We start from the raw sequence: 24,230 nt of genomic DNA on the forward strand, positions 1-24,230 counted from the left end.
CGGTAGATTTCCCATTCAAATCATCGATAATAAAATATACCTAAACTTAGCCCAATGGTGCTGTCTAAATCTATTTGGGCCATTAAAGGATTGCGAAACATTCGTTTTCATTGTATCTCAAAGAATCACTCAAAATGACCCGTTGAACAAAAGCAATAACTTCATAATGCACCACAGGTTAGGTATCCAATAAATACAGGCCAATTTTAATCTTCCAGTACGGCATTTTCCCCTCAAAATATTCAAAATAGCTTTTTAAGCTATCCGCCTGCGTCAAATCTTCTTTGGCATCCGCGATTTCATCAAATTCCGCTCCCGTTAAAAACTGATGTAGGTCCACATGCTTCCCTTCAACATTGGCCTTTACCAAATGACCATAAATGGTATTCTCAGAAAGGTTTCGTGTTACCGCAATATCTTGTATGGATAGGCCCTCTTTAAATAATTGAAGCGAGCGAAGGTGCGTGGCAACCTTCGTTTTTTTGAACTCCGTATAGGATGCAATTTCTTTTAAAAAGACTGCTGCGTATTTTTCAAGTTTCGCCTGTCCAACACCGGAAATCCCCATAAATTCAGTCTCGTTTTTAGGAAGCTTGGCCTCCATATCCTTTAAACTGGCATCACCAAAAACCACGTAGGCCGGTATACCTTCCGAAGTAGCTATTTGATGTCGCAGCAACCGTAATTTTTCAAAAAGTCCCGATTTCTTTGATTTGGACTTTGTAATTCTCTTTGCTTCAAACTTCTCTTTTTGCAGTACCGCTAGTTGAATCTTTTTGTTTGAAAACAACACCTCTTTAGCCAAGGGCGTCAAGCCCAATCTGGCGCCTTCTTTAAAATTGATATCAAAAATCCCTTGGTTGAGTAGTTGTATGGCATACTGCTGCAAATCTTGCCAAGAAACATCCTTCACGGCACCGTACGTTTTTATTTGTTGATAGCCTTTTTCAATGACTTGGGCATTTTGCGCCCCTCTGAGCACGTCGATTACCATGCCCATGGGCTCCTTCTCTTTTAAACGGGCCACTGCCGAACAGATTTTCTGCGCCAACACGGTAGCATCAAAATAAGTAGGTGGACGGTCACAGATGTCACAGTTGCCACAACCCTGGTTTACATGTTCGCCAAAATAGTTTAAAAGGGCTATTCGTCGACAACTCAATGCTTCTGCAAATTGTTGCATGCGCTCCAGTTTGGCATACTCCACTTCTGCATTTTCACTTTGTGAAATAAATCGTCGTAATTGTGCCACATCACCAAAACTGTAAAAAAGTAACGCATGTGCCGGCAGACCGTCACGACCGCCGCGTCCAATTTCTTGATAGTAACCCTCAATATTTTTTGGTAGGTTATAGTGAATGACCCAACGCACATTACTCTTGTCTATGCCCATACCAAAAGCAATCGTAGCAACCACGATCGGAACCTTGTCGGTAATAAAATCTTCTTGGGCCTTATGACGCTTTTCGGCCGACATTCCGGCATGGTATGCGCTGGCCTTAAAGCCCGCCTTTACCAGTTTTTCCGCTATGGCCTCAGTACTTTTTCTGCTTAGACAATAAATAATACCGCTTTCATGAGGGCGCCCTTCCAAAAATTCCAAGATATGCTTAATCCGATCTTGGGCCGGCTGCACCGCTAAATGTAAATTTGGCCGGTTAAAGGAAGCTAGATGTTGTGCCGCATTCCGAATATGTAGTTGTTCAACGATGTCTTGTTGCGTAGTTTTGTCGGCCGTTGCCGTAAGTGCTATTACGGGAACCTCGGGAAACCTATCCTTTAAATTTCCCAATTGGGTATAGGCAGGTCTAAAATCATGCCCCCATGACGAGATACAATGTGCCTCATCGATGGCGAAAAGATTTATGGTCATTTGCGCAAATAAATTTTGAACAAACCCCAAGCTTTCCGGTGCCACATAAAAAAGCTTTAGCCTTCCCTCTCGAAGCTGGTCAAAAATGGCTTCTTGTTGTTCTGACGATTGCGTACTGTTATAGTAGGCAGCGGCAATACCATTCGCCTGCAACACATCAACTTGATCTTTCATTAAGGCAATTAGGGGCGAAATAACAATTGCGGTCCCTTCTAGGGCCAAGGCGGTCAATTGATAACATAATGATTTTCCGCCTCCGGTCGGCATAATGGCCAACACATCCTTTTTGGCCAATACATCTTCAATGATAGCCAGCTGATTGGGTTTAAAGGAGCTGTACCCAAAATGGGTTTTCAATAGTGAATTCAACTTATTTTCCATAGTGGATATCATCGTTATAAAAATAGGGTTTTACTTGACAAAAGGGTCTTCGACTGCGCTCAGACTGACATTCGGTAGTTGTTTTTTGCAAAGCAATACGAATTTGATTTTTGGGATATCGTTTTAGAGGTTCCTGTAGCATGACGGTATCAATTTTCGAACAACAACCTCTTCGACTGCGCTCAGACTGACACTGTATTAAAGCACTTGGGGAATAATCAGCTCTTAACTTGTGGATATCTTTAAAGACTTTTATACTGCAACAGTATCAAGTTTCGGACAACAACGTTTTCGATTGTGCTCAAACCTACATCTCGTTGCCATATATTATAAAAAAAATAGTTCGCGTTGCTTTAGAATATGAATCGGACAAGTTTATATATCATCGCCGTGCTAAAAACGAACATCATCAATAACCTCAACCGGACTCCTTATTTTACGTACTGTCATCCTGAGCGCAGTCGAAGGCCTTAGGAACACCTTTAGGTTTAAACTTGGCATGCGTATGGTTTCTACATTCAGCCAACAACTGTATGGTGTCAAAATCATTATTAATCAATGCTATTTTCTTGGCCCTAGTCCACCCCTTAATTTTTTTCTCAAAAAGGATTGCCTGAACAACATCATGGAAAATCATTTGGTACACCAGTTGTAACGGAATCCTCGAAAAAGTATAGCACCCTTTCAGAGAACCCATCTGATGCTGTGCCCAACGTTGGTCAAAATTTCCGGTAATTCCGGTGTAAAGGGAATTATCGGCGCATTTTAAGATGTAAACGATATACGTTTTCATATTTAGGATTACTGTTTTAAGAGGTCTTCGACTGCTCAGACTGACATGTCGTTGCTGTCTTTTGCGGAGCAATCAGCATTTAACTTTTGGGATATCGTTTTAAAGGTTTTATACCATGACGGTATCAATTTTCGAACAACAACGTCTTCGACTGCGCTCAGACTGACATCTCGTTGCTGTTTTTACAGAATAATCCGTATTTGATTTTTGGATATCGTTTTAAAGACTTCTTCACTGCCACGGTATTAAACAACGACGTCTTTGACTGCGCTCGGACTGATATTTCGTTTTTGCCTTTTACAAAACAATTGGTAGTACAGCTTTGCATACAGGGCGTAAAAGTTGACATGTCATAGCCATACAAAACCAATATCAAAAATACCTTCGACTGAGCTGGTCGACAGTTTTACGTGCTGTCATCCTGAGCGCAGTCGAAGGCTTTGAATACGCTTATTTCCCTAACATCAACAGTTCATTGCACCGAACCTCGGTGACGTATCTTTTCTCGCCTTCTTTGGTCTCATAGGACCGATGGGTCAGTTTTCCTTCAACGGCGACCTGTTTTCCTTTGGTCAAATAGTTCTCTACGATCTCTGCGGTCTTGCCCCAGGCCACTACATTGTGCCATTGTACATCTTCCACTTTCTCGCCTTGGGCGTTTTTGTAATTTTCACTTGTGGCAATGGAGAACTTGGCCAATTTGTTGCCGTTCTCCAAGCTTACTACTTCTGGGTCTTGCCCTAGGTTACCAATCAACTGTACTTTGTTTTTTAATGCGTTCATCTTTCTAATTTTTATGGATTAACAGTTAATACTATCGAACCACCATGATTCGACAGGACAAACCTATAAGCAGCTTCTAAAACGATTCGGTTGGGAATTATTTATTTTCGTTTACAAACGTTTGTAGTCGTTTGTATTTAATTTTTTTAGGGAACTATATATCACTCTACAATAGATAAGATAAATTTTTTTCGGGAAGGTATTATCCATTTTTTTTTAAATCAAGCAACGCCAATGTGGTTACAAGGCCACTAGTTCAAACTTTGCAGAGCAACGGGAGTTATCCTCTAAGGGCGTTCTTGTATTTAAAAGAGCGTAGAACACTGTCAATGCTTACGGTAAAGCCCTGACTGAACAGCCGAAACCGGTGTATTTTCTTGGAAATAATCCATTATATAGGAAAAATACCAATTCAATTGTTAAAAATACTTCATTTTATCCAATAATACTTTGATCTTATTGCTGACATCCGTAATTTTGGGTATATTATTTGCACTAAAACAAAAAAGGACAGTTATTAACTGTCCTTGATTGAGGCATCGCTCGGATTCGAACCGAGGTAGTCAGATTTGCAAGTCCTACGCCTAGCCACTCGAGCCACGATGCCAAAGCTTATAAGTTAAAAGCCCTTCTTTTTTGAAGGGCTTTTTGTTCTTACATTTGAAGTGTTCCATTGTGTTTTAAATACGTTAATGCCGCTGTTTCCAACATGTTTGAAAAGCTTCTATTCTCCTCTTCTGCTTGTGCATCGAGTTTCTGAACAATGTCAGAGCGCAAGGTAATTGTTTTCTTTTCTGTCAATTTGTTGGACGTTTTTTTCATAAGGTAGTATTATTAGATTCAATTGATGCTTAAAGATAAGACTAGTATGTATTTGTACCACTTATAACATATAATTACTTATTAACCGTTTGTTAACATTACTTATTCTCTTTAGGATTCCAATCCAATCCTTTTTTTAGTTTTTTATTGAAATCCGAAAGATTCTCACGCTCACTTTTTTGCTTCAGCATTCTCATTGCTGCTTTGACACTAAACCTTTCGGCAACTATATAAGTGTTGGGACAGCGATAAAAAGTTTGGGTAGGATATGCCTTGAAGTAATTTTTTTGGAATTGGGAATTTTGGTCAACCCCTATTAATTTGGGAAACTAGAGCGCCCTTCGCTATCTTTTTTTCGTACTCTTTGGCGCGCTCTTTTCTCTCTTTATAAGTTTTTCTTTTCCATTACCATCCAAAAATACAAGTATTCATGCCTGTGTAAAAATTGACGTATACATCACTTTGTAATTTGGCTATGAAGTCATACATAGAAGTAAATGTAAAATCACAGATAGAGTTATGGCCGTCAACCTTGCTAGTCTTTAGGAAGGTTTATTCAAGGGAAACTGAATTTTTAGTAACTGTTGTGCAAATGGCATATGCGGTTATATCATAAGGTCTAGTATCTTCTTCAACAATACGCTGTACTTCAACTTCCCATGCTGTAGCAGGATTGTTCCCAGTTTCCGGACCATTCTTTTTTAGAACAATATTATTTCCGGGGCCAAGGCCTTCGCCTTCGCTTAATCCATTTAGTTCAAATCCTCCGCTGATTGCAACCATTCCAGGTGGACATTGGCAGGTTGCTTTTGTTCCTTGGGTACTTTCTTTGTTAACACTAACATGAACTTTGCTTAGCAGATTGCTTATTTGATGATTTGAACTTTCATGGCTTTTAATTTTTCCTTCTATTTTATTATCCAAGAATTGTTGTACCGCTAGTGTTGCTACAATAGTTGAAACGATTACGGATGCGATAAGCCACACCCATGACTTCTTTGCATTCTCTGCTGTGGTCATAATTGAAAAATTTGATTAAACTTAAAAAGAGGGGGAGAACCTACAAGATATAAAAAATTCAATCATGTCCCTTTTATATACAGATAACATACAAAAGGCATTTCTACAATTTCTTTGTCAACCCAGAGTTAAAAGAAAATGGCCCTGTTTAAAATGCTTCTGCCAATAGTTCTTGTAAACTCGCCCAGGACTTTTTATCAGCATCAGCGTCATAGGCCAAAGGCAAGCCGAATTTCTCCCCATTGGCATCGGCCTCTTTACTGGTAAAGCTGTGTTTTACCCCAGGATAGGCCACGTAGTTATAATCCGCATTGATAGAATCCATAGCTGTTTTAAAGGCTGTAATGGATTCCGGACTTATAAAAGGGTCATCTGCACCATTGCATACCAAAACCTTGGCCTTAAGTTGATCATTGGGCATTACGGGGAGCTGTACCCCACTGTGAAATGCCGCAACGGCATCTAAATCAGCCCCTGAATTGGCCATGGTCAACACCACACTGCCCCCAAAACAATACCCTATCGCCGCAATTTGTTCTCCATTTACGGCAACATGCGATTTTAATAGGGCCATAGCTGCATTAAAACGGGCCGTGGCTTCGGGTAGGTTGCCCATTACGCTCATGGCAAACTTTCCGGCATCGTCAGGATGATCGGCTTGTTTACCGTCACCGTACATGTCTACGGCCAATGCGGTGTACCCGAGCTCAGCGAGCATATCGGCCCGTTGACGGACGTAATCATTATGCCCCCACCATTCATGTACGATCAAAACACCTGGTCGTTTGGCATCGGCATTTGCATCATAGGCGATATAACCCTTGAGATTGGTCGAATCCGTAGCATAGGTGACCTCTTCCCCTTTTACCTTTACGGGAAGACTTTCCAATATATTCTCCGATTCAGTGTTTTTTTCTGTTTTTGATTTACAGGATGCCAGGCCAATCAACGCTGCAATAAGAACTAGAATAGGAAATTTTTTCATTGAAGTAGTATTTAGGTCTATTTAAAGATAAGCAATCATTTGGTCAACTCTGATTCACAAATCGCAATGATCTCATCAATATACCCTTGCAGTTTTTGTTGATAGTCGATTCGAAGGGTCTCCAACCAAGTTTTTGAAATCAGCAAGCCGAGATATACGTCGTTATTTATGAGCTTTTCAATAGACCGGCCAAAGTCGTTATCGGTTGAAGTTATGCCCAGCTTTTCTAGCTCAACATCATGAATCAAAGCTGGGGTAACATCGGCAGATATCTTGTTCATTTCAATTAGATAGCTCATTGATTCGTTATGATCCTCAAACCCGGCATTGATATCGGCGGTAAATTGCGAAAGAAGCCGCTTTAAATTCTCGTTCTTCAAAATCGCTATCTTACCCGAACTGACAATGGCATCATAGGTGCCGGTCACAAATTCAGCCCTCCACCACGATTTCGCCCCTGAGGCGACCCAAAATCGAATCGAATCTTTATGGATGGTGTTTTTCGATTGCATGGCTTGGATCAAAGACCTACTGGTCTGAATAACATCCTCTTCTTTTCGTATGGCTTCCTTGATTCTATCTTTATTCTCTTTAAAATCTTCGATAAGTGCAATAAGCAACTTTGCTTCTTCAGCATTTCGTTTTGTGGTCTCATTCCAATTATTGATCTGTAAGGCCAATAAAATCCCGATAACGACCAACACGATTTCCCCAATGGCATAAAGAAGGTATTTGCTGAACTTATTTTCATGAAGCAAACCTTGTCGAATTTTTTTAAAGACTTTGGTCATAGGGCAAGCGAAGAATTATACTAAAATGAAACAGCCTAAAGATAGTTCATTACGGCAGTAAAATAAAAGCATGCTATAGAAAGCCTTTTTGGTAATGGCCAAAATTGTTATCGGTAACGAATCCAATTAAAAGCTATGCATGGAATAGCATTGGTAAAAGCGGAGCTACTCTGGCAACCTATTCTTGACCGTGCCTATTTGACCCATATGATTTGCCGAATGTTCCATTACATGGTACCACACCCAATGATAGTTGAACGCTTCATCGAGGTTAGATGCAAACCAGGCATCGTCCTTCGTTTTCAGCCCTGCCAACGTTTTTTCGCGAACCTCGTCCCATAAACCCAGATAGTATTGTATCGGTTTCCCCTTAAGTTTCTTTTTGGATGCTTCATTCAGACTACCACCTATTCCCCATCGTTCTTGCTCTTCGGCTGTCCACTGAAGCTCTGATAAGGTCTCTATTTGGTAATATGCTTCGGTTGATACCAGGTGCATGATAAGCGCCCCGATACTATTTGCATCTTCGTCATACATAAAATCAGTCTGTGATTGGTCCAGGTCCTTTACTTGCTCGGTAATCCTGCTCTTTAAATCCTCCAACATATAGACCATCAATCCTATTTGCGGGGAATACCCCTCAACCGGTTTCATTTCGTATTGGGCATTCACCCATGAAAGTGAAAGGCATAAAAGTAATACGGTGATTTTCCTCTTTAGGGTCTTCATAAGATTGTGTATTTAAAATGAGAGGTGAAAATTGATTGTTTTGATATCTTAAGCATTATTTCAATTCGAGAGTGGACAATAAAAGGACAGGTTGGTTCAATCACGATAAGGTTCTGATGTATTGGCCCGTAACAATCGTTTTGCAGTTCTCCAAAAATGACCCGATGTTGGGTTGGGGTCCATCGCCTTTTGTGGAGATTCCAGATAAGAACTGACCAATAGTCTTAAGAATTGCAATTGGTCGTTATCGCCAAAAAAATCTTCATAGGCCATATCCCAATTTTCGAATTCACGTTCTTCAACATGGCTATGGGATATCAATTCAACATCATGATGGCGGTCATCCAACTTAATTTTATCGTACAACCCCAATACCGATACCTGCCTACCTTCCAAATACTGTAAAAACTCCCCTTGATAATAGATGAGACAACCTGTAATATTCTTCTTCTTATTGGATTTCTTTGCTTTTTCGAGCATTTCACAAATAGCTGCTTTGTCAAATGCAGGACTTGCTACAGATTTGTAAACGAGACAAAACATGGTTGATCTATTTAAAGGTTACCAACTAACTTTAACTCAAAAGTATAGCACCGGGGTAGCGGTATTAGGCCCGTATTACAAGAGCCTATATCAAAGGCTTCTAAATATACAAATTATCCGACGTATAAGAAAGCGGATAACCTATCGGATTTTCAGTTACCTAGGCCCCATATAATGATAAAAGCCCGCACATTCTTATGATGTACGGGCCTTGAGAACCTTAAAGTTCAATTTATAGAAACATTCCGCCAGAAGCTTCAATTCGTTGGCCATTGATCCATCGTGCATCTTCACTGGCCAAAAAGGCGACCACCCCACCAATATCTTCTGCGACCCCTACTCGACCTAAAGCAGTTACCGAAGCCAACATCTGCTCCATTTGGGGATTTTTCTCCAAAGCCGTTTTGTTCATATCGGTATTGATTGCCCCAGGAGCAACGACATTTGCCGTAATCTGCCTACTGCCCAGCTCTTTTGCCAGATAGCGGGTATAGGCCTCAATACCTGATTTCATGGCGGCGTAAGCCCCATAGCCTGGAATACTGAAACGGGCCAGCCCGGTAGAGATATTGATCACCCTTCCCCCGTCGTTCATCACCTCTAGCGCTTTTTGGGTAATAAAGAAAGGGCCTTTTAATTGTATTTGCATCAAACTATCAAAAGTCTCCAATGAAGTTTCAGATACTGGAGAATTGGCAATGATTCCCGCATTGTTCACCAGAATATCGATTTTTGATGTCTGCCATTCCTTATTCAAGAAGTCGGTGAGTTCCATAAAAAAACCATCAAAGGTCGTGACATCACCTACATTCAATTGAAATGCTTTGGCCACACTTCCCAAAGCCTCTATCTCAGCAACGGTTTGTAAGGCCTGCGCTTCGTTTGAGTTATAGGTTACCAGTATACGGGCACCTTGTGCTGCCATTCTCAAGGCCATTTCCTTACCTAATCCCCTACTGCTTCCGGTTACCAATGCAATTTTGTTGTTTAAATTTTTCATGATATTTGTTTTAAAGGTTTATAATTAATTCTGGTACAAATATCATCTTACGGACTACGCTGATAAAGGCACCGATTTTAGAAAAAAGGGCACATTTTATAGATAATCGGAAAAAAGATGTCAAAAGGCAGCTCACCAATACACTTTGAAACGGTTTTTGGCTATTGAATAGTACCGATTAAAAGAGTTGAGATGATGTGTTAGAGTTCGGTCCAAACCATTTTTCTATCTACGACTAGGTTTCGACTGCGCTCAACCTGACATTGATTATAAAGTGATAACATTCAATGGAACAACTACTTACTGAGCTTCAAAAGACTATGATTTTCTGAACTGATTCGGTGATTTTCCCGTCATGCGTTTGAAAAATTTTGAAAAATGGGTAGGTTCGGTATATCCCAAACGGTAAGCAATAGCTTTTATGGGCAATATTGAACCGGTCAGTAATGCTTTGGCCTCAACCAACAACTTCTCTTGAATATATTTATTCGCTGATTTACCGGTTTTGACTTTGATAACGGTTGAAAAATAGCTGGCATTCAGCCCCTGTTGTTCTGCAAAGAAAGCTACCTGAAGATTTTGGGGGCTTGGTTTTCCTTCCCGGAAAATGGCTTCCAGGTCTTTTTTGAATTTATTGGCGATCTCGCTGTCACGGTCATAGGCTATTTTGAAAGATGTATCGGCCATTAAATACGCTTTGACCTTAAGTAAGAATACCACGAAAAGGGAACTTATGATATTGTCTTTTAAAGGGGATTGTTTTTGCTGTTCACCAAACAACTGTTCTGCCAGGCCATGTAATTCATTGAAACTGGTGGCATCAAGATAACAAGGTGGAACGGTTTCGGTCAATAAAAAGGAAAACTCCTTAAATACGTCTTGGTGGACATACTTTTTTAGATATTGCTCTATCGTAGTAATCAAAAATCCGTGGACCACCTCTTCAATACCAAATGATTTCAAATGCCCAGGATTCGTAAAGTATAATGTACCAGGTCGTGTTTCATATTTTCTGTCATCGATGGTATAAAAACTTTTACCCTCTTTGACCAACACAAAAGAGTAATAATTCGCGCGAAATACCGGAGAGGTCACCGGTCGGTCATGAACCTCTTGCATACGGTGAATAGTGAAATTGGAATCTTGCTCAAAACGGTTGCCTACTTGCTCCCCTTCATAAAGATCGGCCAACTTATCATAAGAACGTACGCTATTTTTTTGGGCCATAAGCAATCCTTTTACTGAATTCTAAAATCATCATGCACCGGGTTAAATATCCCCTAGAAATTTCCTACTTTTAAAAATACCTAATTTAAAATTATGACGCATCAACTTATCGACAATACCGAAGCGAAACGATATGAGTTCCATATTGACGGTCTTGTTCCCAAAATAGAATACATCAAGACCAAGGACAAAATCTATTTGACCCATACCGAGGTGCCACAGGCTTTAGAAGGTAAGGGTATAGGCACCGCATTGGTCAGGCAGGTTTTAGAAGACGTTGAGGAAAAAGAGTTGACCTTGGTGCCCATGTGTCCGTTCGTTGCCATGTACATTAAAAGACATCCTAAATGGAAGTCATTGGTTTTAAAGGGCATTAATATTGCGTGATATGGAAAAAGAAATCATAAAGGAATATACGAAAGGGGATTTCACGGTTATTTGGAAACCCAAAAAATGCATCCATGCTGAAATCTGTTGGAAGACCTTGCCCGAAGTCTATGACCCTAAAGGAAAACCTTGGATCAAACCTGAAAACGCCAGTATCGATGCGTTGAAATCACAAATCTCAAAATGTCCTTCGGGGGCGTTGAGCTATCATATAAAAGGAGAAAGAATTGTAGACCAAGATTCTAAAACGGAATGTACCGTAGTTGAAAACGGACCGTTATTGGTCAAAGGAAATTTAAAGGTTATTTTAGCAAACGGCACCGTTGAAGACAAACAACGTTCAACCGCTTTCTGTAGGTGTGGTGCATCAGAAAATAAACCGTATTGTGATGGCACCCACAAAAGCAATGGATTCAAAGATTAACTACCATGCAAACCCATTTTTCTTTAAACGACCATGAGCTTGAACTGCAGTTTGAAAATCGAGAGCTAAGTCCGAAGCTTTTTTGCCATGAAGCACATTTGCGATTGGCTTGGATACATCTTAAAAAATATGGGGAGGAGAAAGCCATAAAAAACCTGACGCAACAGATTACTGCATTTGCCAACAAAAACGGGGCGCCAAACAAGTTCAATATGACTTTGACCACAGCAGCCATAAAAGCGGTACATCACTTTCTCAAAAAATCCAGTTCCAGCAACTTTCGTGATTTCATGAAAGAATTTCCTCGATTGAAAACACGGTTTAAAGAGCTGATGGCAGCACATTATGGTTTTGATATTTACAATTCGCAAGTCGCTAAAACCAAATTCTTGGCCCCAGATTTGCTACCCTTTGATTAAAACACCAAAAAATGAAAAAAGCATTAACACTAACTATTTTATTCGCAAGTACGATTTCGGCCATGGCCCAATCTAAAAACTTTTTGGACGTACCCTATTTGGAAACCTCGGCGAAAGTAGACACTTTGGTAAACCCTGATAAAATCTTTTTGAACATTACTATTCGTGAAAAAGACACCAAAGGACGAAAATCTGTGGAAGAGCAAGAGAACAAAATGGCGCAACGCCTCAAAGGCCTAGGTATTGATATTGACGAACAATTGACCATAAAAGATTTGGCCAGTAATTACAAAAAGTATTTTCTGCGCTCAAAGGAAGTGTTGAAGAGCAAGCAATTTTCTTTATTGGTATATGATGGACTGACTGCAGGAAAAGTAATGGCTGCACTTGAAGATTTAGATATTGCCAACACCTATTTGGAAAAAACGGAATATTCTAAAATGGATGAACTGGAACTGGAACTGAAAACAAGGGCGGTAAAAAAGGCCAAGAAAAAAGCGGATGCCCTCACAAAACCCTTGGGGCAAAAAGTGGGTCCGGCCATTTATATTTTAGATAACTCACAACCGTATTATCCGAGAAACAATCAGCCCAGAATGGAGATGAAGTCCATGGCCATGGTAGATATGGCAGAATCAGAACCCTTGGATATTGGCTTTGAAAAAATACGGGTAGAAAGTACCGTGAAAGTTTCTTTTCGACTTACAGAGTAGCCTAACTCAAAATAGAAAGCCCTGAGGTAACGATTTGTCGTAGCCTATCGGCATTGGGATCTACTTTAGCAACCACACGAAGGCCACTGTACAAGGCAAACAGGTAGGCCCCAAGGGTATCGGGGTCTTTTGGTGTTTTCAACTCTCCACTGTCAAGTCCCCGTTTGACCATCGAAGCGAACAGACCTTCCACGTTTTCTTTGTTTTTTAGAAGCACCTGTACCAGGTCATGATTACCAGGTATGAGTTCAGTGGTCACGTTGACCACAAAACAACCCTTTCGGGTCTCATCTTGAATGGCTTCTTCAATGGCGAAGTCAAAGAGTTTCACAAATGCCGTTCTGACCGAAGGTTCCCCTTCAAAAAGGGTTTTGATTACTTGGGTACTATTTTCTCGGTATAGGGCAAATGCTTTTAGAAAAAGGGCATCCTTACCACCAAAGGTATCGTAAAGACTGGCACGGTTAATACCAAGGCCAGAAACCAAATCTTGAATTGAAGTAGCATGAAACCCTTTCTCCCAAAAGAGTTCCATAGCTTTCTTCAACACTTCTTTTTCATCAAACTGCTTCGTTCGCGGCATAGGCAAAAATAAGATTATCCAGCCAATAACGGATTGACATTGATGCCGCCATCAATATTGTATTCCGCACCTGTGATGAATGAGGCCTCATCCGATGCCAAAAAACCGACCAGGTTGGCAATATCCTCAGGTTGCCCAAATCGTTTCAGGGGAATCCTATTTTGCATGGCTTCGGCAAAACCGTTCAATTGTTCTTCGGGCATACCTGTTTTACCAAAGATTGGGGTATACACCGGGCCTGGGTTCACCGAATTTATACGTATTTTTCGAGGTGCCAGTTCAGTAGCTGCGGTTCTAGTGTATGAATTCATAGCTGCTTTACTCGCGGCATATATCGCCGTATTGGGCATACCGGTATAAGCGTTCACTGATGACAGGTTGATTATAGACCCCCCGTCTTTAAGAATGGGTAAGAATTTTTCAACAGTAAAGACGGCCCCCTTAAAATTGATTCCCATCTGATGGTCGAACATTTCTTCCGTAATCTGTCCGACAGGTGCCGGTGCAAAAATACCAGCATTAACGAATAGAATGTCTACTTGACCATGCTCATGCTTTACTTTATGGACCAAACTATCCAAAGCATTCAAATCCTTAACATTGGCGACGACACCTTGCACGCCCAATTCATTGGCTGCCGCACTTACTTTTTCCTCAGAACGACCGGTAATGATTACGGTTGCCCCTTCTTCTTTGAATTTTTTGGCTGAAGCATGACCTATTCCACTGTTTCCGCCGGTTACTACAGCTACTTTGCCTTCTAATTTTCCCATGATTTTAAAAATAGTATTTAGATTAATTATTTTTTTTGGAACGTTCGTTCTGATACAAACATAATAATACTGGAACGTTTGTTCCAAATTAATTGTTGCTTTTAACACTGCTTTAATATTTTACTTCCGGTTTTGTATCTTACCATATTCAAACTCCAACCACATGAAAACACTTAAAATTATATTGCTCTTAACCTTTATTGTTCCCTTGACGAATCACGCACAGCGGAAGAAAAAAAAGGTCTCTACACCCTCAATCATTCTAAACGATTCCCTTTACTCAGGCCTTAAGTGGCGGAACATTGGTCCGTTTAGGGGTGGTCGTAGTGTAGCATCAACGGGAGTGGTCGGTCAACCCATGACCTATTATATGGGCACGACCGGTGGTGGTATCTGGAAAACCGTTGATGATGGAATCACTTGGAAAAATGTTTCGGACGGACAGTTGAACACGGGTACCGTAGGTGCCATTGCCGTCGCCGAGAGCAATCCGAATATAGTAGTGGTCGGAATGGGCGAACATGCCGCAAGGGGCGTGATGACCTCGATGGGCGATGGCGTATACAAATCTACGGATGCCGGTAAGACTTGGAAGCATATCGGTTTGGATGAGACCCGGCATATTTCTGATGTCATCATCCATCCCAACAATCCGGATATCATCTTTGTTTCGGCCCAGGGAGCGCAATATGCCCCATCTGAACAACGCGGTATCTATCGTTCCGTGGATGGTGGCACAAATTGGGAAAGGGTACTTTTTGTGGATGAAAACACTGGGGCATCGTCCCTATCCATGGATATGAACAATCCGCTGATTTTATACGCGGCCCAATGGCAGCACCGTCGTTATCCGTGGACCATGGAATCTGGTGGCCCCTCTTCAGGATTATACAAATCGGTCGATGGCGGCACGACGTGGAAGCAGCTCAAAGAAGGACTTCCAAAGGAGTTTGGTAAAGCAGGTATTTCAGTTTCCCGCGCCAACCCCGAACTGGTTTTTGCCGTTATTGAAGCGGAAGGCACCAAAGGTGGTGTCTACCGCAGTGATGATGCCGGAAAAAAGTGGAAACAGGTCAATAAAGACCGTATCAACATTGCCCGTTCTTGGTATTACATGGAAATTTTTACCGATCCCCAAGATGAAAATGTGGTTTATGTGTTGAACGCTCCAGTGACCAAGTCCATTGACGGCGGAAAGTCATTCAAACCCTTACCCACGCCCCATGGCGACAACCACCACTTATGGATTCATCCCAAGAACAATTCGATAATGATCAATTCCAATGACGGTGGGGCCAATATTTCAAATAATGGTGGTAAAAGCTGGAGTACACAGCGAAACCAGGCTACTTCACAATTTTATCGCGTCATTACCGACAATTTGGTTCCTTATAATGTGTACGGAGGGCAGCAAGACAATTCTGCCATTGCCATAGCAAGTCGTACCAATGATGCCGGTATTGATTGGAAAGATTGGTACTCGGTCGCAGGCTGTGAAAGCGCATATTTGGCCTTTGATCCTGATAACCCTGAAGTGGTTTATGGGGGCTGCTATCAAGGTATTATTGAAAAATGGGTGAAAGCCTCCCGAGAGGGGAAACCTATAAAAGCCTACCCTGAACTGGGTTTGGGAAAAGTGCCCAAAGATTTTAAGTTTCGCTATAACTGGAATGCCCCCATTATCAGTTCTCCCCATGACCGAAATACAATTTATCATGCAGGAAACGTCCTGTTCAAAACTTCGGATGGCGGTCAAAATTGGGAGGTCATCAGTCCTGATTTAACCAGAAACGAAGAAGATAAGCAAGGCCCAGGGGGTGGCCCATACACCAATGAGGCCGCTGGTGGGGAAAACTACAATACGCTAATGTATTTGGTAGAATCACCACACGAAAAAGGCGTGTTGTATGCGGGTAGTGATGATGGTTTGGTTCATATTACTAAAGATGGTGGTGCCAATTGGGCAAATATTACACCACCGAATATCGGAAACGCCATTGTCAATAGCATTGAGGTCTCCCCTCATGACCCGGCAACGGCATATATTGTTGTCATGCGCTATAAATCGATGGATTTAAGACCTTATATTTTCAAAACTTCGGATTATGGGCAAAGTTGGACTAAAATCACGAACGGAATCACCGATAAGCACACTTTTGTTCGTGTAGTACGTGAGGATAAAATCAAAAAAGGGCTCTTGTATGCAGGAACCGAAACCGGATTGTACATTTCTTTGGATGACGGTCAAAATTGGCAAAAGTTTCAATTGAACCTACCCTTGGTCCCTATCAATGACCTTACCATTCAAGACAATGACCTCGTCGTTGCCACGGCCGGGCGTTCTTTTTGGATTTTGGATGACGTGGGTGCCCTACAGAACAGTTTTGACACCGCAGAAAAACTAAAGATCATAACCCCAAAACCTACTTATCTTATTTTTGGGGGCAGTCAAGATAAACCAGTACCCGGATTGGGTCAAAATCCAAAATCTGGGGTGACGATAGATTATTACCTTCCAGAAGAGTTAGACTCCACCGAATTAAAACTCGAAGTACTTCAAAACGGCAAGGTTATTCGCAGCTATACCAATCAAAAGCCCAAAGGGTTCAAATCATGGCCCGGGGGGCCTTCAAAACCGAAGGTGTTGCCCAGTAAAAAGGGATTTAACCGTTTCACTTGGGATTTTAGGACGGAAACCCTACCAAGTATTGAAAATGTATTTGTATTCGGTAATGCTGCGGGGCACCGCGTAGGCCCAGGCCAATACGCCCTTAGAATGGTGCTTGAAGATGAGGTCGTCGAAACTACGGTCACCATCTTGGCCAATCCGAAAGTACAAAGCACGGCTATGGATTATGCTGAACAGCAAAAGTTGCTGGAGACCATTGACACGACTGTAAAAGAAATGCATGAGGCGGTAAACCAAATGCGCTCTGCCAAAAGCCAATTAAAACATTATGAAAACCTATTGGAAGACCATGAAGCAGCGAAAGAACTCTTAGAAAAAGGAGCAGCCTTGAAAGAAAGAATAAATATCTGGGAAGAAAATTTGATCCAACCCAAACAAAAGACCTTTCAAGATGTCATAAATTTCAACAACCAATTGAATGCGGATCTATTGCATCTAAAAGGTTTCATTGATGTAGCTGAACCTGAAGTAACGGAAGGGGCAAAAGAGCGTATCAAAGACTTATTGTCAGATTGGGCCACGTATAAAAATGAGAAGAATGTTATTGTGGATACCGAAATGAAAGAATACAACCAGTTGTTTAAATCATTGGCGCTACCTGCACTAATTCTAAACAAAGAAAAATAATGAACAAGCCATTTGTGGCGGATGAACATTTTCAAAATGAAGATTTCGCCAAAAACCCACTACCAAAGGCAGATTATGAAGCGTGTATTTTTGAAGGATGCCAGTTTCAAGACGGGTTTTTAGATAACCAAAACTTTGTGGATTGCACCTTTACGGATTGTGATTTAAGCAATACCAACATCGCACATACGATTTGGAACAATGTCCGTTTTGAGTCATGTAAGCTACTGGGGTTATCATTAGACACGTCAGCAGCAGGACTATTGACGGTTACCTTTAGCAATTGCAACCTGACCTTGGCGAATTTTGGTGGTCAATCGCTTAAAAAGACTCATTTCATTGGTTCCAATTTGACCCAAGCTGATTTTACGAATACAGATCTAACCGAATCAAACTTTACCGATTGTAACTTGGATCATGCCCTTTTTGAGAACACCAATTTGAATAAGGCCGACCTGTCGAAGGCCTTTAATTTTAATATTGACCCCGAGGCAAACTTCATTAAACAGGCTATTTTCTGTAAAGAAGAATTGATTGGATTATTGAAAAAACACGATATTGTTGTCCAATGAGTCCAATAGTTTCATCGGTTTTCGTCTATACTTAAACTCCTATTATGAAAATACTATCATTTTTAGCCCTCTTGAATTTTCTAGTGGTCACTGGTCAAAACACGTTACAACTAGGTGAAGGACAAGAATCACCAGATGCAAAAATCAATTTAGTCTCATTTATGGAAGGCCATTGGCACGGTACTGCTTTTGGTGGCGTTACCGAAGAAATATGGACCCCAGCTGTTGGGGAATCGATGTTATTCGTGTTTCGTCATATGATTGACGAAAAGGTCAATTTTTATGAAATAGGCCATATTCGTGAGCATAACAATAGCCTCGTCTTTGAACTAAAACACTTCAATGCCGATTTGCACGGTTGGGAAGAAAAGGATGAGGTGCAACAATTCAAGTTCATCAAGGCAGAGGGTAATCGCGTTTATTTTGATGGATTTACATTTGAAAATGTAAGCGACAACGAAATCAACATCTACGGTTTAATAGGCAATGATGATGACAGCCATAATGAAATGGTATTCAACTACACAAAACGATAGCACATGAAAGCGTGTTTGGAGTGCGACACTGAAATAAAAGGGAGGGCAGATAAAAAATTCTGTTCTGATTACTGTAGGAATGCCTATAATAACAAACTCAATAAAGACAGCAAGAACCTTGTTCGAAACATCAACAACAGGCTTCGAAAGAACTATCGCATTCTTGAAAGTTTTACGCTAAAGGAAGGTAAAACCCGAACGACAAAGAAAAGTTTGGACAATAAGGGCTTTGATTTTGAACACATCACCAGCCTCTACACCACAAAAAAAGGAAGCACCTACTATTTTGTTTATGACCTGGGCTATCTTCCTTTGGACAATGATTATTATATGATCGTTAAAAGAGAATAATCCCCCTCTAGCTAAGCCCAAGAAGGAAAACAAATGCTAGTTTGCCACGTAACGAAATCATTTTCATCATAAGAATGAAAAAACCAACCCTCCCTTTTGGGGAGGGTTTGGGAGGGGCTTATTTCCAATTCTGGCCACTGAGCTTTAACGCGGCGATCACAATATCTTTTCTACTTATCTGGCCTACCAGTAAACCGCCTTTCATCACGGGCAACCTTCTTCTATTATGACGGTCGAAAACCCCGGCAGCATCAAATATGCTCATATCATGTGGAATCGTTTCAACGTTTTTTGTCATAAAACGTTCGACACTTTTATCCAATATCGGTTGATTGAAATAACGGCTTTCCGAAATTTGTTTCATACAGTCCGCCTCAGAGATGATACCTACCAAAAATCCATTGGAATCCATAACGGGACCCCCTGAAATTTTATATTTGGCAAAAGCCTCCATGACTTCTAAAATCGATTGGTCAGGTGAAAAGTTTACCAACTTTTTGGTCATATAGTCTGACACCAAAATCGGTGCATCATACTCCTTTTTTGAATCCACCTTGGCCCTGGCTCCTTGAAAACTCTTGATTCCCATAATTATTTACATTGAAGGTTGATTACCTAAGATAGTGAATTTTAACGAATTATTTAATTTTTTTGCCACTTGACCCTTGACCACCTATATTTTTATACATTTATATACCAACTACGACCACTATGAGTTTTTCCAGAACCTTGTGTATATTCTTAGCGATTATCGCCACTTATTGGAGTTTCAAATCCTTAATGCCATCCTATAAAAGTGATTCCACCATAGACCAGACTTCGTTTTCTGTAGATCGGTCTTTAAAACACGTAAAACAACTATCTCTACAACCGCATGCCGTTGGGTTTGAAGGGCATTCGAATGCTGTCGCTTACATCACCAAAACGCTTAAGAATTTAGGGCTCGTCACGACCACTCAAGTGGGCTATACGGCCGGTGATTGGGGTAACCTAAGTAAAGCCACAAATATCATGGCCCGAATCAAAGGCCGCGAAAAAGGCAAAGCCCTATTGTTACTGTCCCATTATGACAGTAGTCCGCATTCTTCTTTTGGCGCGAGTGACGCGGCCAGTGGTGTTGCTACGATTTTGGAAGGGATACGGGCTTTTTTGGCCCAAAACAAAACCCCTAAAAATGATATCATCATTTTGATTACCGATGCTGAAGAGTTGGGGCTTAATGGTGCCGATCTCTTTGTTAATGAACATCCTTGGGCAAAAGAGGTCGGGTTGGTCTTAAATTTTGAAGCTCGGGGAAGTGGCGGACCCAGTTATATGTTGATTGAGACCAATCGTGGCAATGGAAAGTTGATCAAAGAATTTACAGAGGCCAACCCCAAATATCCCGTAGCGAATTCACTGGCATACAGCATCTACAAAATGCTGCCCAACGACACTGATTTGACGGTTTTTAGGGAAGACCGCGATATCGAGGGCTTCAATTTTGCGTTCATTGACGACCACTACGATTACCATACGGCCTTAGACAATTATGAACGATTAGACCGAACTTCATTAGCGCATCAGGGCAGTTATTTAATGCCATTATTACGGCATTTTAGTGATGCGGACCTCAACAACCTAAAAAGTTTGAACGATTACATCTACTTCAATACTCCTTTCTTTGGTTTGCTATCGTATCCCTTTGAATGGATTTGGCCCATCTTTGGCCTAGCGGTCATTCTGTTCGTTGTGCTCTTGGTAATTGGTCTTCAAAAGAAGCGTTTGACTTTGAAGGAACTTGCCGTGGGTTTTGTTCCCATGCTGATCGCACTTAGTGTAAATGGTGTTTTCGGCTATTTTAGTTGGTCCGTATTAAAATGGTGGTATCCTGCTTATGCCGATATGTTACATGGTTTCACCTATAATGGGCATGCTTATATTCTGGCTTTCGCCCTTTTTTCGCTGATGGTCTGTTTTTTTGTGTACAACAGATTTCGAAAAATTACGACCCCCAATCTTTTAATAGGCCCGATATTCATTTGGTTGGTCATTTGCGGATTGGTCGCGGTATATTTAGAAGGGGCAAGCTTTTTTGTAATACCTGTATTTGGCTTATTGGCCGCTCTTTTGGTGACTATCAATCAAGAAAAACCAAGTGCTTACGTGCTGCTTTTTTTGGCCTTGCCTGCCATTTTTGTTTTTGCACCGTTCATTAAAATGTTTCCCGTTGGCCTGGGGCTAAAAATGATGGTCGCGTGTACGCTATTTACCACCTTGTTATACTTCTTTTTACTGCCGTTGCTTGGCCTCTCAAAACATAAACTGCGGTTTGCCATCATTACCGGTCTTTTATATGTCATTGTAAGTATTGGCGCCCACAACAATTCTGATTTTTCAGAAGAACGCCCCAAACCAAGTAGCTTGCTCTACGTTTATGATGCCGATACCAAAACGGCAAAATGGGCGACCTATGACAAGGTCTTGATCAATTGGAATTCACAATTCTTGGGTGCATCCAAGGAACCACCTAAGCAAAACTTGGCCGATAAAACCATTAGTAGCAAGTATAGTACAGGATTTACTTATGTTACGGAAGCACCAATAAAACAATTGAGCGAGCCCGATATTGCCATCACAAAAGACACGGTTATCGGTGAAAATCGAATACTTTCCATTTGCATTACCCCACAGCGTAATGTGAACCGCCTAGAAGCCTTTACCAATGCGGTTACCCTGAAAAAAGCTTCGGTCAATGGCATTGCACTGTCAGATTATTATCTCGAAAATCGCAGAAGGGGTAAACTCATCACCCACTATGTGAGCAACAACGAGTATACGGAACTTGAACTGGAACTATCAAAAGATGAAACCTTGGAACTCACGTTTTATGAGGCATCCAATGATTTATTGACCCATGAACAATTTTCGGTACCGACACGTCCAAAGAATAGTATTCCAATGCCTTTCGTATTGAATGATGCCATATTGATCACCAAAAAATTGACTTTTGATTAATACCATAGGTGTTTTAGGATGTGGATGGTTGGGCAAACCATTGGCAGAAAGCTTGCTGAAAGAAGGATATCATGTTAAAGGAACAACAACCACTCCTGATAAATTAACCGCATTGCAAGCCGCTGGTATCAGCCCATTCTTAATCGCTATTGGCGACGATGGTATCAAGGGTGGCATTTCATCTTTTCTAAAAGACTTGGATGTACTGATCATTAATATTCCGCCCGGACTTCGAAAAGCACCCACCGGAAATTTTGTTGCCCGGATGCAGTTTTTGAACCAAGCTATCAATGACGCTGAAGTTCCCAAGCTGATTTTCGTAAGCAGCACTTCGGTTTACGGAGCTTTACAAGGGGAGGTTTGGGAAGATACCGTACCCAAACCAATATCTGAGTCGGGAAAGCAGCTTTTAGCAGTTGAAAAGCTTTTCAGCAACAACCCCTCTTTTAAGACGACCATCATACGTTTTGGCGGATTGATCGGCCCAAAAAGACATCCCGTAAGGCAATTATCCGGGAAAAAAAATATCAAAAGTGGAGAAGAATTGCTCAATCTCATACATCTTGATGATTGTATACGTATCATTACCACGATACTAAGAGAATCGTATTGGAACCAAATCTTCAATGGGGTCTATCCTTATCATCCTTCAAAAAAAGAGTACTATACCAACGAAGCGTTAAAAATGGGGGTAACCCCTCCTGAATTTCAAGACACCAACGCCCCAGTTTATAAGAAGATCGTCAAAAGCCAGGTTTTCAATGTTAAAAGCCATCCGCTACTTACAACGATAGTTTCTTAACACACCACAGAAAAACATTCTTTCACAACAATTAAGAGCATTTTATGTTAACAATGTGTTGGTTTTAAAGGGTTTATCGACTAATTGCATAACTTTAAGTATCATTTAAATAGAAAATAGTTATGGAAAATTCAAGATTGAAAACGAGGATCTTGATGGAAATGGAAAAAATGATAACGGATAATAATCCCAAAGGGAAAATGACTGAAAAAGTTATGGAATTCCACAAGGCAATTATTAAGAAGTATTATAACGCAGTAGACGTTAAAATTGATTACCATCGCCATCGAGTGACCATGGACATTATTATCGATGACAGCATGTATGATCCAAAGACCGTAAACAAGAAGCTATTGGTATTGCCTACCAATATGTATTTTATAAGTTTGACCGCGTTTTTAAAATCATGTATCGAAAGTGATTGTAAGAGCCTAGCCTTTTATATAAAGTTATTAAAGGATTTCACCCAAAAAGACCTTGCCAAGGCCATCGCATAGTTCTAAAAGTGGAACGGAATAAGAAAGATGCTCTCGGGCATCTTTTTTTGTTCTCACCTTAGGGCTTTCTTTAACAACTAGATACATTTTATTTTTTTAGTTTTGCCGCACTTTTAATATAGAGAAAATGAAAAAAATAATCGTCTTAGCTTTTTTGGTTGCTGGAATTTCGTTGCATGCCCAGTCAAAATCGGAATTGCTTACCCACTATGAAAATTTTTATAAGGAAATGCGTTTACAGGGTGATGTAGTCGGTGTAATAAATGCCTTGACCCACCTGAACGTCATAGCACCCTCTCAGGCCAGACGCGATACGCTTGCCTTCATTTATATGAACAATGGCCAACACTTGCAGGCCTTGAATACCATAGGTATTGAAAATGACAAGAACAGTTCAGATATCGCGGTTCAAGTCAAAGCGGTATCATTAAAAACCTTGAACCAACCCAAAAGGGCCATAGAGCAGTTCGAGACCTTATTTGAACGAAACCCCAACGCCTTTTTGGCCTATGAGTTAGCTGACCTCCAAATTTTAGTCGGCGATGCAGAAGGTGCTGCTAAAAATATTGAATATGGTCTTGCCAATGTCAAAGATGACATGAAACATGCCTTTTACGAACGTCAACAACCCTATGAAGCTTCTTTGAAAGCAGCTTTTTACCACATAAAAGGATTATTGACCTTCAATAATGACAAAACCAAAATTGACGAGTCCATCGCACTGATGGAAGAAGCCTTGAAAATCGACCCTAACTTCAATCTGGCCAGTTTAAGCAAGCAAGCACTGGAGTCAAAAAAGAACACCCCCGAAAGCGCCAAAGAATAGTGCATTGGTTAAAATACAAATGGAAAGGGGCCCCTGGCCTCTTTTTTTATGGCATACACTGAAAATACGTGCCTTTTCATTTATCAA

At 40.9% G+C, this 24,230-nt stretch carries 26 protein-coding genes and 1 tRNA gene; 12 read left to right on the forward strand and 15 right to left on the reverse strand.

The window, feature by feature from the left end; genetic code table 11:
* Positions 1-178: 178 nt before the first annotated feature.
* From recQ to AACM45_RS08955, 12 genes are all read right to left on the reverse strand, one after another.
* The gene (gene recQ, locus AACM45_RS08900) at positions 179-2,254 is read right to left on the reverse strand and encodes a DNA helicase RecQ (protein ID WP_339142136.1); all 2,076 of its coding nucleotides are present in this window, start codon (positions 2,252-2,254) and stop codon (positions 179-181) included.
* Between the two features lie 436 nt (positions 2,255-2,690).
* Complete coding sequence (locus tag AACM45_RS08905) at positions 2,691-3,047, reverse strand: GIY-YIG nuclease family protein (protein ID WP_339142137.1); 357 nt, start codon at positions 3,045-3,047, stop codon at positions 2,691-2,693.
* 450 nt (positions 3,048-3,497) lie between these two features.
* Positions 3,498-3,830 (reverse strand): single-stranded DNA-binding protein, encoded by a 333-nt coding sequence (locus tag AACM45_RS08910; protein ID WP_339142138.1) that lies wholly within the window; start codon positions 3,828-3,830, stop codon positions 3,498-3,500.
* Between the two features lie 534 nt (positions 3,831-4,364).
* Positions 4,365-4,437, reverse strand: a tRNA-Ala gene (locus AACM45_RS08915).
* Positions 4,438-4,484: 47 nt separating this feature from the next.
* Positions 4,485-4,652, reverse strand: a complete 168-nt coding sequence (locus AACM45_RS08920) for a hypothetical protein (RefSeq protein WP_339142139.1) — start codon at positions 4,650-4,652, stop codon at positions 4,485-4,487.
* Between the two features lie 552 nt (positions 4,653-5,204).
* Complete coding sequence (locus tag AACM45_RS08925; protein ID WP_339142140.1) at positions 5,205-5,672, reverse strand: hypothetical protein; 468 nt, start codon at positions 5,670-5,672, stop codon at positions 5,205-5,207.
* Between the two features lie 148 nt (positions 5,673-5,820).
* A complete protein-coding gene (locus AACM45_RS08930; protein WP_339142141.1) occupies positions 5,821-6,657 on the reverse strand; it encodes a dienelactone hydrolase family protein in 837 nt (278 codons plus the stop codon).
* Positions 6,658-6,692: 35 nt separating this feature from the next.
* Entirely contained in the window at positions 6,693-7,448 is a 756-nt protein-coding gene (locus AACM45_RS08935) for a DUF6090 family protein (protein ID WP_339142142.1), read from the reverse strand.
* 165 nt (positions 7,449-7,613) lie between these two features.
* Positions 7,614-8,177 (reverse strand): DinB family protein, encoded by a 564-nt coding sequence (locus AACM45_RS08940; protein WP_339142143.1) that lies wholly within the window; start codon positions 8,175-8,177, stop codon positions 7,614-7,616.
* A 96-nt stretch (positions 8,178-8,273) separates the two neighbouring features.
* Positions 8,274-8,720: a BLUF domain-containing protein gene (locus AACM45_RS08945; protein ID WP_339142144.1), complete on the reverse strand. Its 447-nt coding sequence runs from the start codon at positions 8,718-8,720 to the stop codon at positions 8,274-8,276.
* A 232-nt stretch (positions 8,721-8,952) separates the two neighbouring features.
* A complete protein-coding gene (locus AACM45_RS08950) occupies positions 8,953-9,720 on the reverse strand; it encodes an SDR family oxidoreductase (protein ID WP_339142145.1) in 768 nt (255 codons plus the stop codon).
* A 318-nt stretch (positions 9,721-10,038) separates the two neighbouring features.
* Positions 10,039-10,947, reverse strand: a complete 909-nt coding sequence (locus AACM45_RS08955; protein ID WP_339142146.1) for an AraC family transcriptional regulator — start codon at positions 10,945-10,947, stop codon at positions 10,039-10,041.
* 93 nt (positions 10,948-11,040) lie between these two features.
* On the opposite strand from AACM45_RS08955, the gene AACM45_RS08960 reads away from it, so the two are divergent.
* Genes AACM45_RS08960 through AACM45_RS08975 form a run of 4 tightly spaced genes read left to right on the forward strand, consistent with a single transcriptional unit; the run spans position 11,041 to position 12,890 of the window.
* Positions 11,041-11,334 (forward strand): GNAT family N-acetyltransferase, encoded by a 294-nt coding sequence (locus tag AACM45_RS08960; protein ID WP_339142148.1) that lies wholly within the window; start codon positions 11,041-11,043, stop codon positions 11,332-11,334.
* Between the two features lies 1 nt (position 11,335).
* Positions 11,336-11,758 (forward strand): (4Fe-4S)-binding protein, encoded by a 423-nt coding sequence (locus AACM45_RS08965; RefSeq protein ID WP_339142149.1) that lies wholly within the window; start codon positions 11,336-11,338, stop codon positions 11,756-11,758.
* A gap of 5 nt (positions 11,759-11,763) precedes the next feature.
* Positions 11,764-12,177, forward strand: a complete 414-nt coding sequence (locus AACM45_RS08970) for a hypothetical protein (RefSeq protein ID WP_339142151.1) — start codon at positions 11,764-11,766, stop codon at positions 12,175-12,177.
* 11 nt (positions 12,178-12,188) lie between these two features.
* Positions 12,189-12,890, forward strand: a complete 702-nt coding sequence (locus tag AACM45_RS08975; protein WP_339142153.1) for an SIMPL domain-containing protein — start codon at positions 12,189-12,191, stop codon at positions 12,888-12,890.
* 1 nt (position 12,891) lies between these two features.
* Here AACM45_RS08975 and AACM45_RS08980 read toward each other — a convergent pair whose 3' ends face one another.
* Entirely contained in the window at positions 12,892-13,473 is a 582-nt protein-coding gene (locus AACM45_RS08980) for a TetR/AcrR family transcriptional regulator (RefSeq protein WP_339142155.1), read from the reverse strand.
* Between the two features lie 14 nt (positions 13,474-13,487).
* On the reverse strand, positions 13,488-14,246 hold the full coding sequence (locus AACM45_RS08985; RefSeq protein WP_339142156.1) for an SDR family NAD(P)-dependent oxidoreductase: 759 nt from the start codon (positions 14,244-14,246) through the stop codon (positions 13,488-13,490).
* A 163-nt stretch (positions 14,247-14,409) separates the two neighbouring features.
* On the opposite strand from AACM45_RS08985, the gene AACM45_RS08990 reads away from it, so the two are divergent.
* Genes AACM45_RS08990 through AACM45_RS09005 form a run of 4 tightly spaced genes read left to right on the forward strand, consistent with a single transcriptional unit; the run spans position 14,410 to position 19,021 of the window.
* Positions 14,410-17,562: a VPS10 domain-containing protein gene (locus AACM45_RS08990; protein WP_339142158.1), complete on the forward strand. Its 3,153-nt coding sequence runs from the start codon at positions 14,410-14,412 to the stop codon at positions 17,560-17,562.
* Positions 17,562-18,134 carry a pentapeptide repeat-containing protein gene (locus tag AACM45_RS08995; protein ID WP_339142159.1) on the forward strand — a complete coding sequence of 191 codons (573 nt, stop codon included), beginning with the start codon at positions 17,562-17,564 and terminating at the stop codon, positions 18,132-18,134. Before AACM45_RS08990 ends, AACM45_RS08995 begins: the two co-directional genes overlap by 1 nt.
* Positions 18,135-18,178: 44 nt before the next feature.
* Positions 18,179-18,670, forward strand: coding sequence for a DUF6265 family protein (locus tag AACM45_RS09000; RefSeq protein WP_339142161.1), 492 nt, complete (start codon positions 18,179-18,181; stop codon positions 18,668-18,670).
* A 3-nt stretch (positions 18,671-18,673) separates the two neighbouring features.
* Positions 18,674-19,021, forward strand: coding sequence for a hypothetical protein (locus tag AACM45_RS09005; RefSeq protein WP_339142163.1), 348 nt, complete (start codon positions 18,674-18,676; stop codon positions 19,019-19,021).
* 118 nt (positions 19,022-19,139) lie between these two features.
* Here the strand turns inward: AACM45_RS09005 and AACM45_RS09010 are convergent, their stop codons facing one another.
* Positions 19,140-19,610, reverse strand: coding sequence for a CBS domain-containing protein (locus tag AACM45_RS09010; RefSeq protein ID WP_339142165.1), 471 nt, complete (start codon positions 19,608-19,610; stop codon positions 19,140-19,142).
* 122 nt (positions 19,611-19,732) lie between these two features.
* Between AACM45_RS09010 and AACM45_RS09015 the strand changes: the two genes are divergently transcribed.
* The 4 genes from AACM45_RS09015 (at position 19,733) to AACM45_RS09030 (ending at position 24,143) form a co-directional block, all read left to right on the forward strand.
* The gene (locus AACM45_RS09015) at positions 19,733-22,018 is read left to right on the forward strand and encodes a M28 family peptidase (RefSeq protein WP_339142167.1); all 2,286 of its coding nucleotides are present in this window, start codon (positions 19,733-19,735) and stop codon (positions 22,016-22,018) included.
* Positions 22,011-22,820: an SDR family oxidoreductase gene (locus AACM45_RS09020; protein WP_339142169.1), complete on the forward strand. Its 810-nt coding sequence runs from the start codon at positions 22,011-22,013 to the stop codon at positions 22,818-22,820. Before AACM45_RS09015 ends, AACM45_RS09020 begins: the two co-directional genes overlap by 8 nt.
* Positions 22,821-22,942: 122 nt before the next feature.
* Complete coding sequence (locus AACM45_RS09025) at positions 22,943-23,317, forward strand: hypothetical protein (RefSeq protein WP_339142171.1); 375 nt, start codon at positions 22,943-22,945, stop codon at positions 23,315-23,317.
* A 127-nt stretch (positions 23,318-23,444) separates the two neighbouring features.
* Complete coding sequence (locus AACM45_RS09030) at positions 23,445-24,143, forward strand: hypothetical protein (protein WP_339142172.1); 699 nt, start codon at positions 23,445-23,447, stop codon at positions 24,141-24,143.
* The last annotated feature ends 87 nt before the right edge of the window (positions 24,144-24,230 follow it).

The sequence above is a fragment of the Croceitalea sp. MTPC5 genome, from assembly GCF_036985505.1.
Lineage (GTDB): Bacteria > Bacteroidota > Bacteroidia > Flavobacteriales > Flavobacteriaceae > Croceitalea.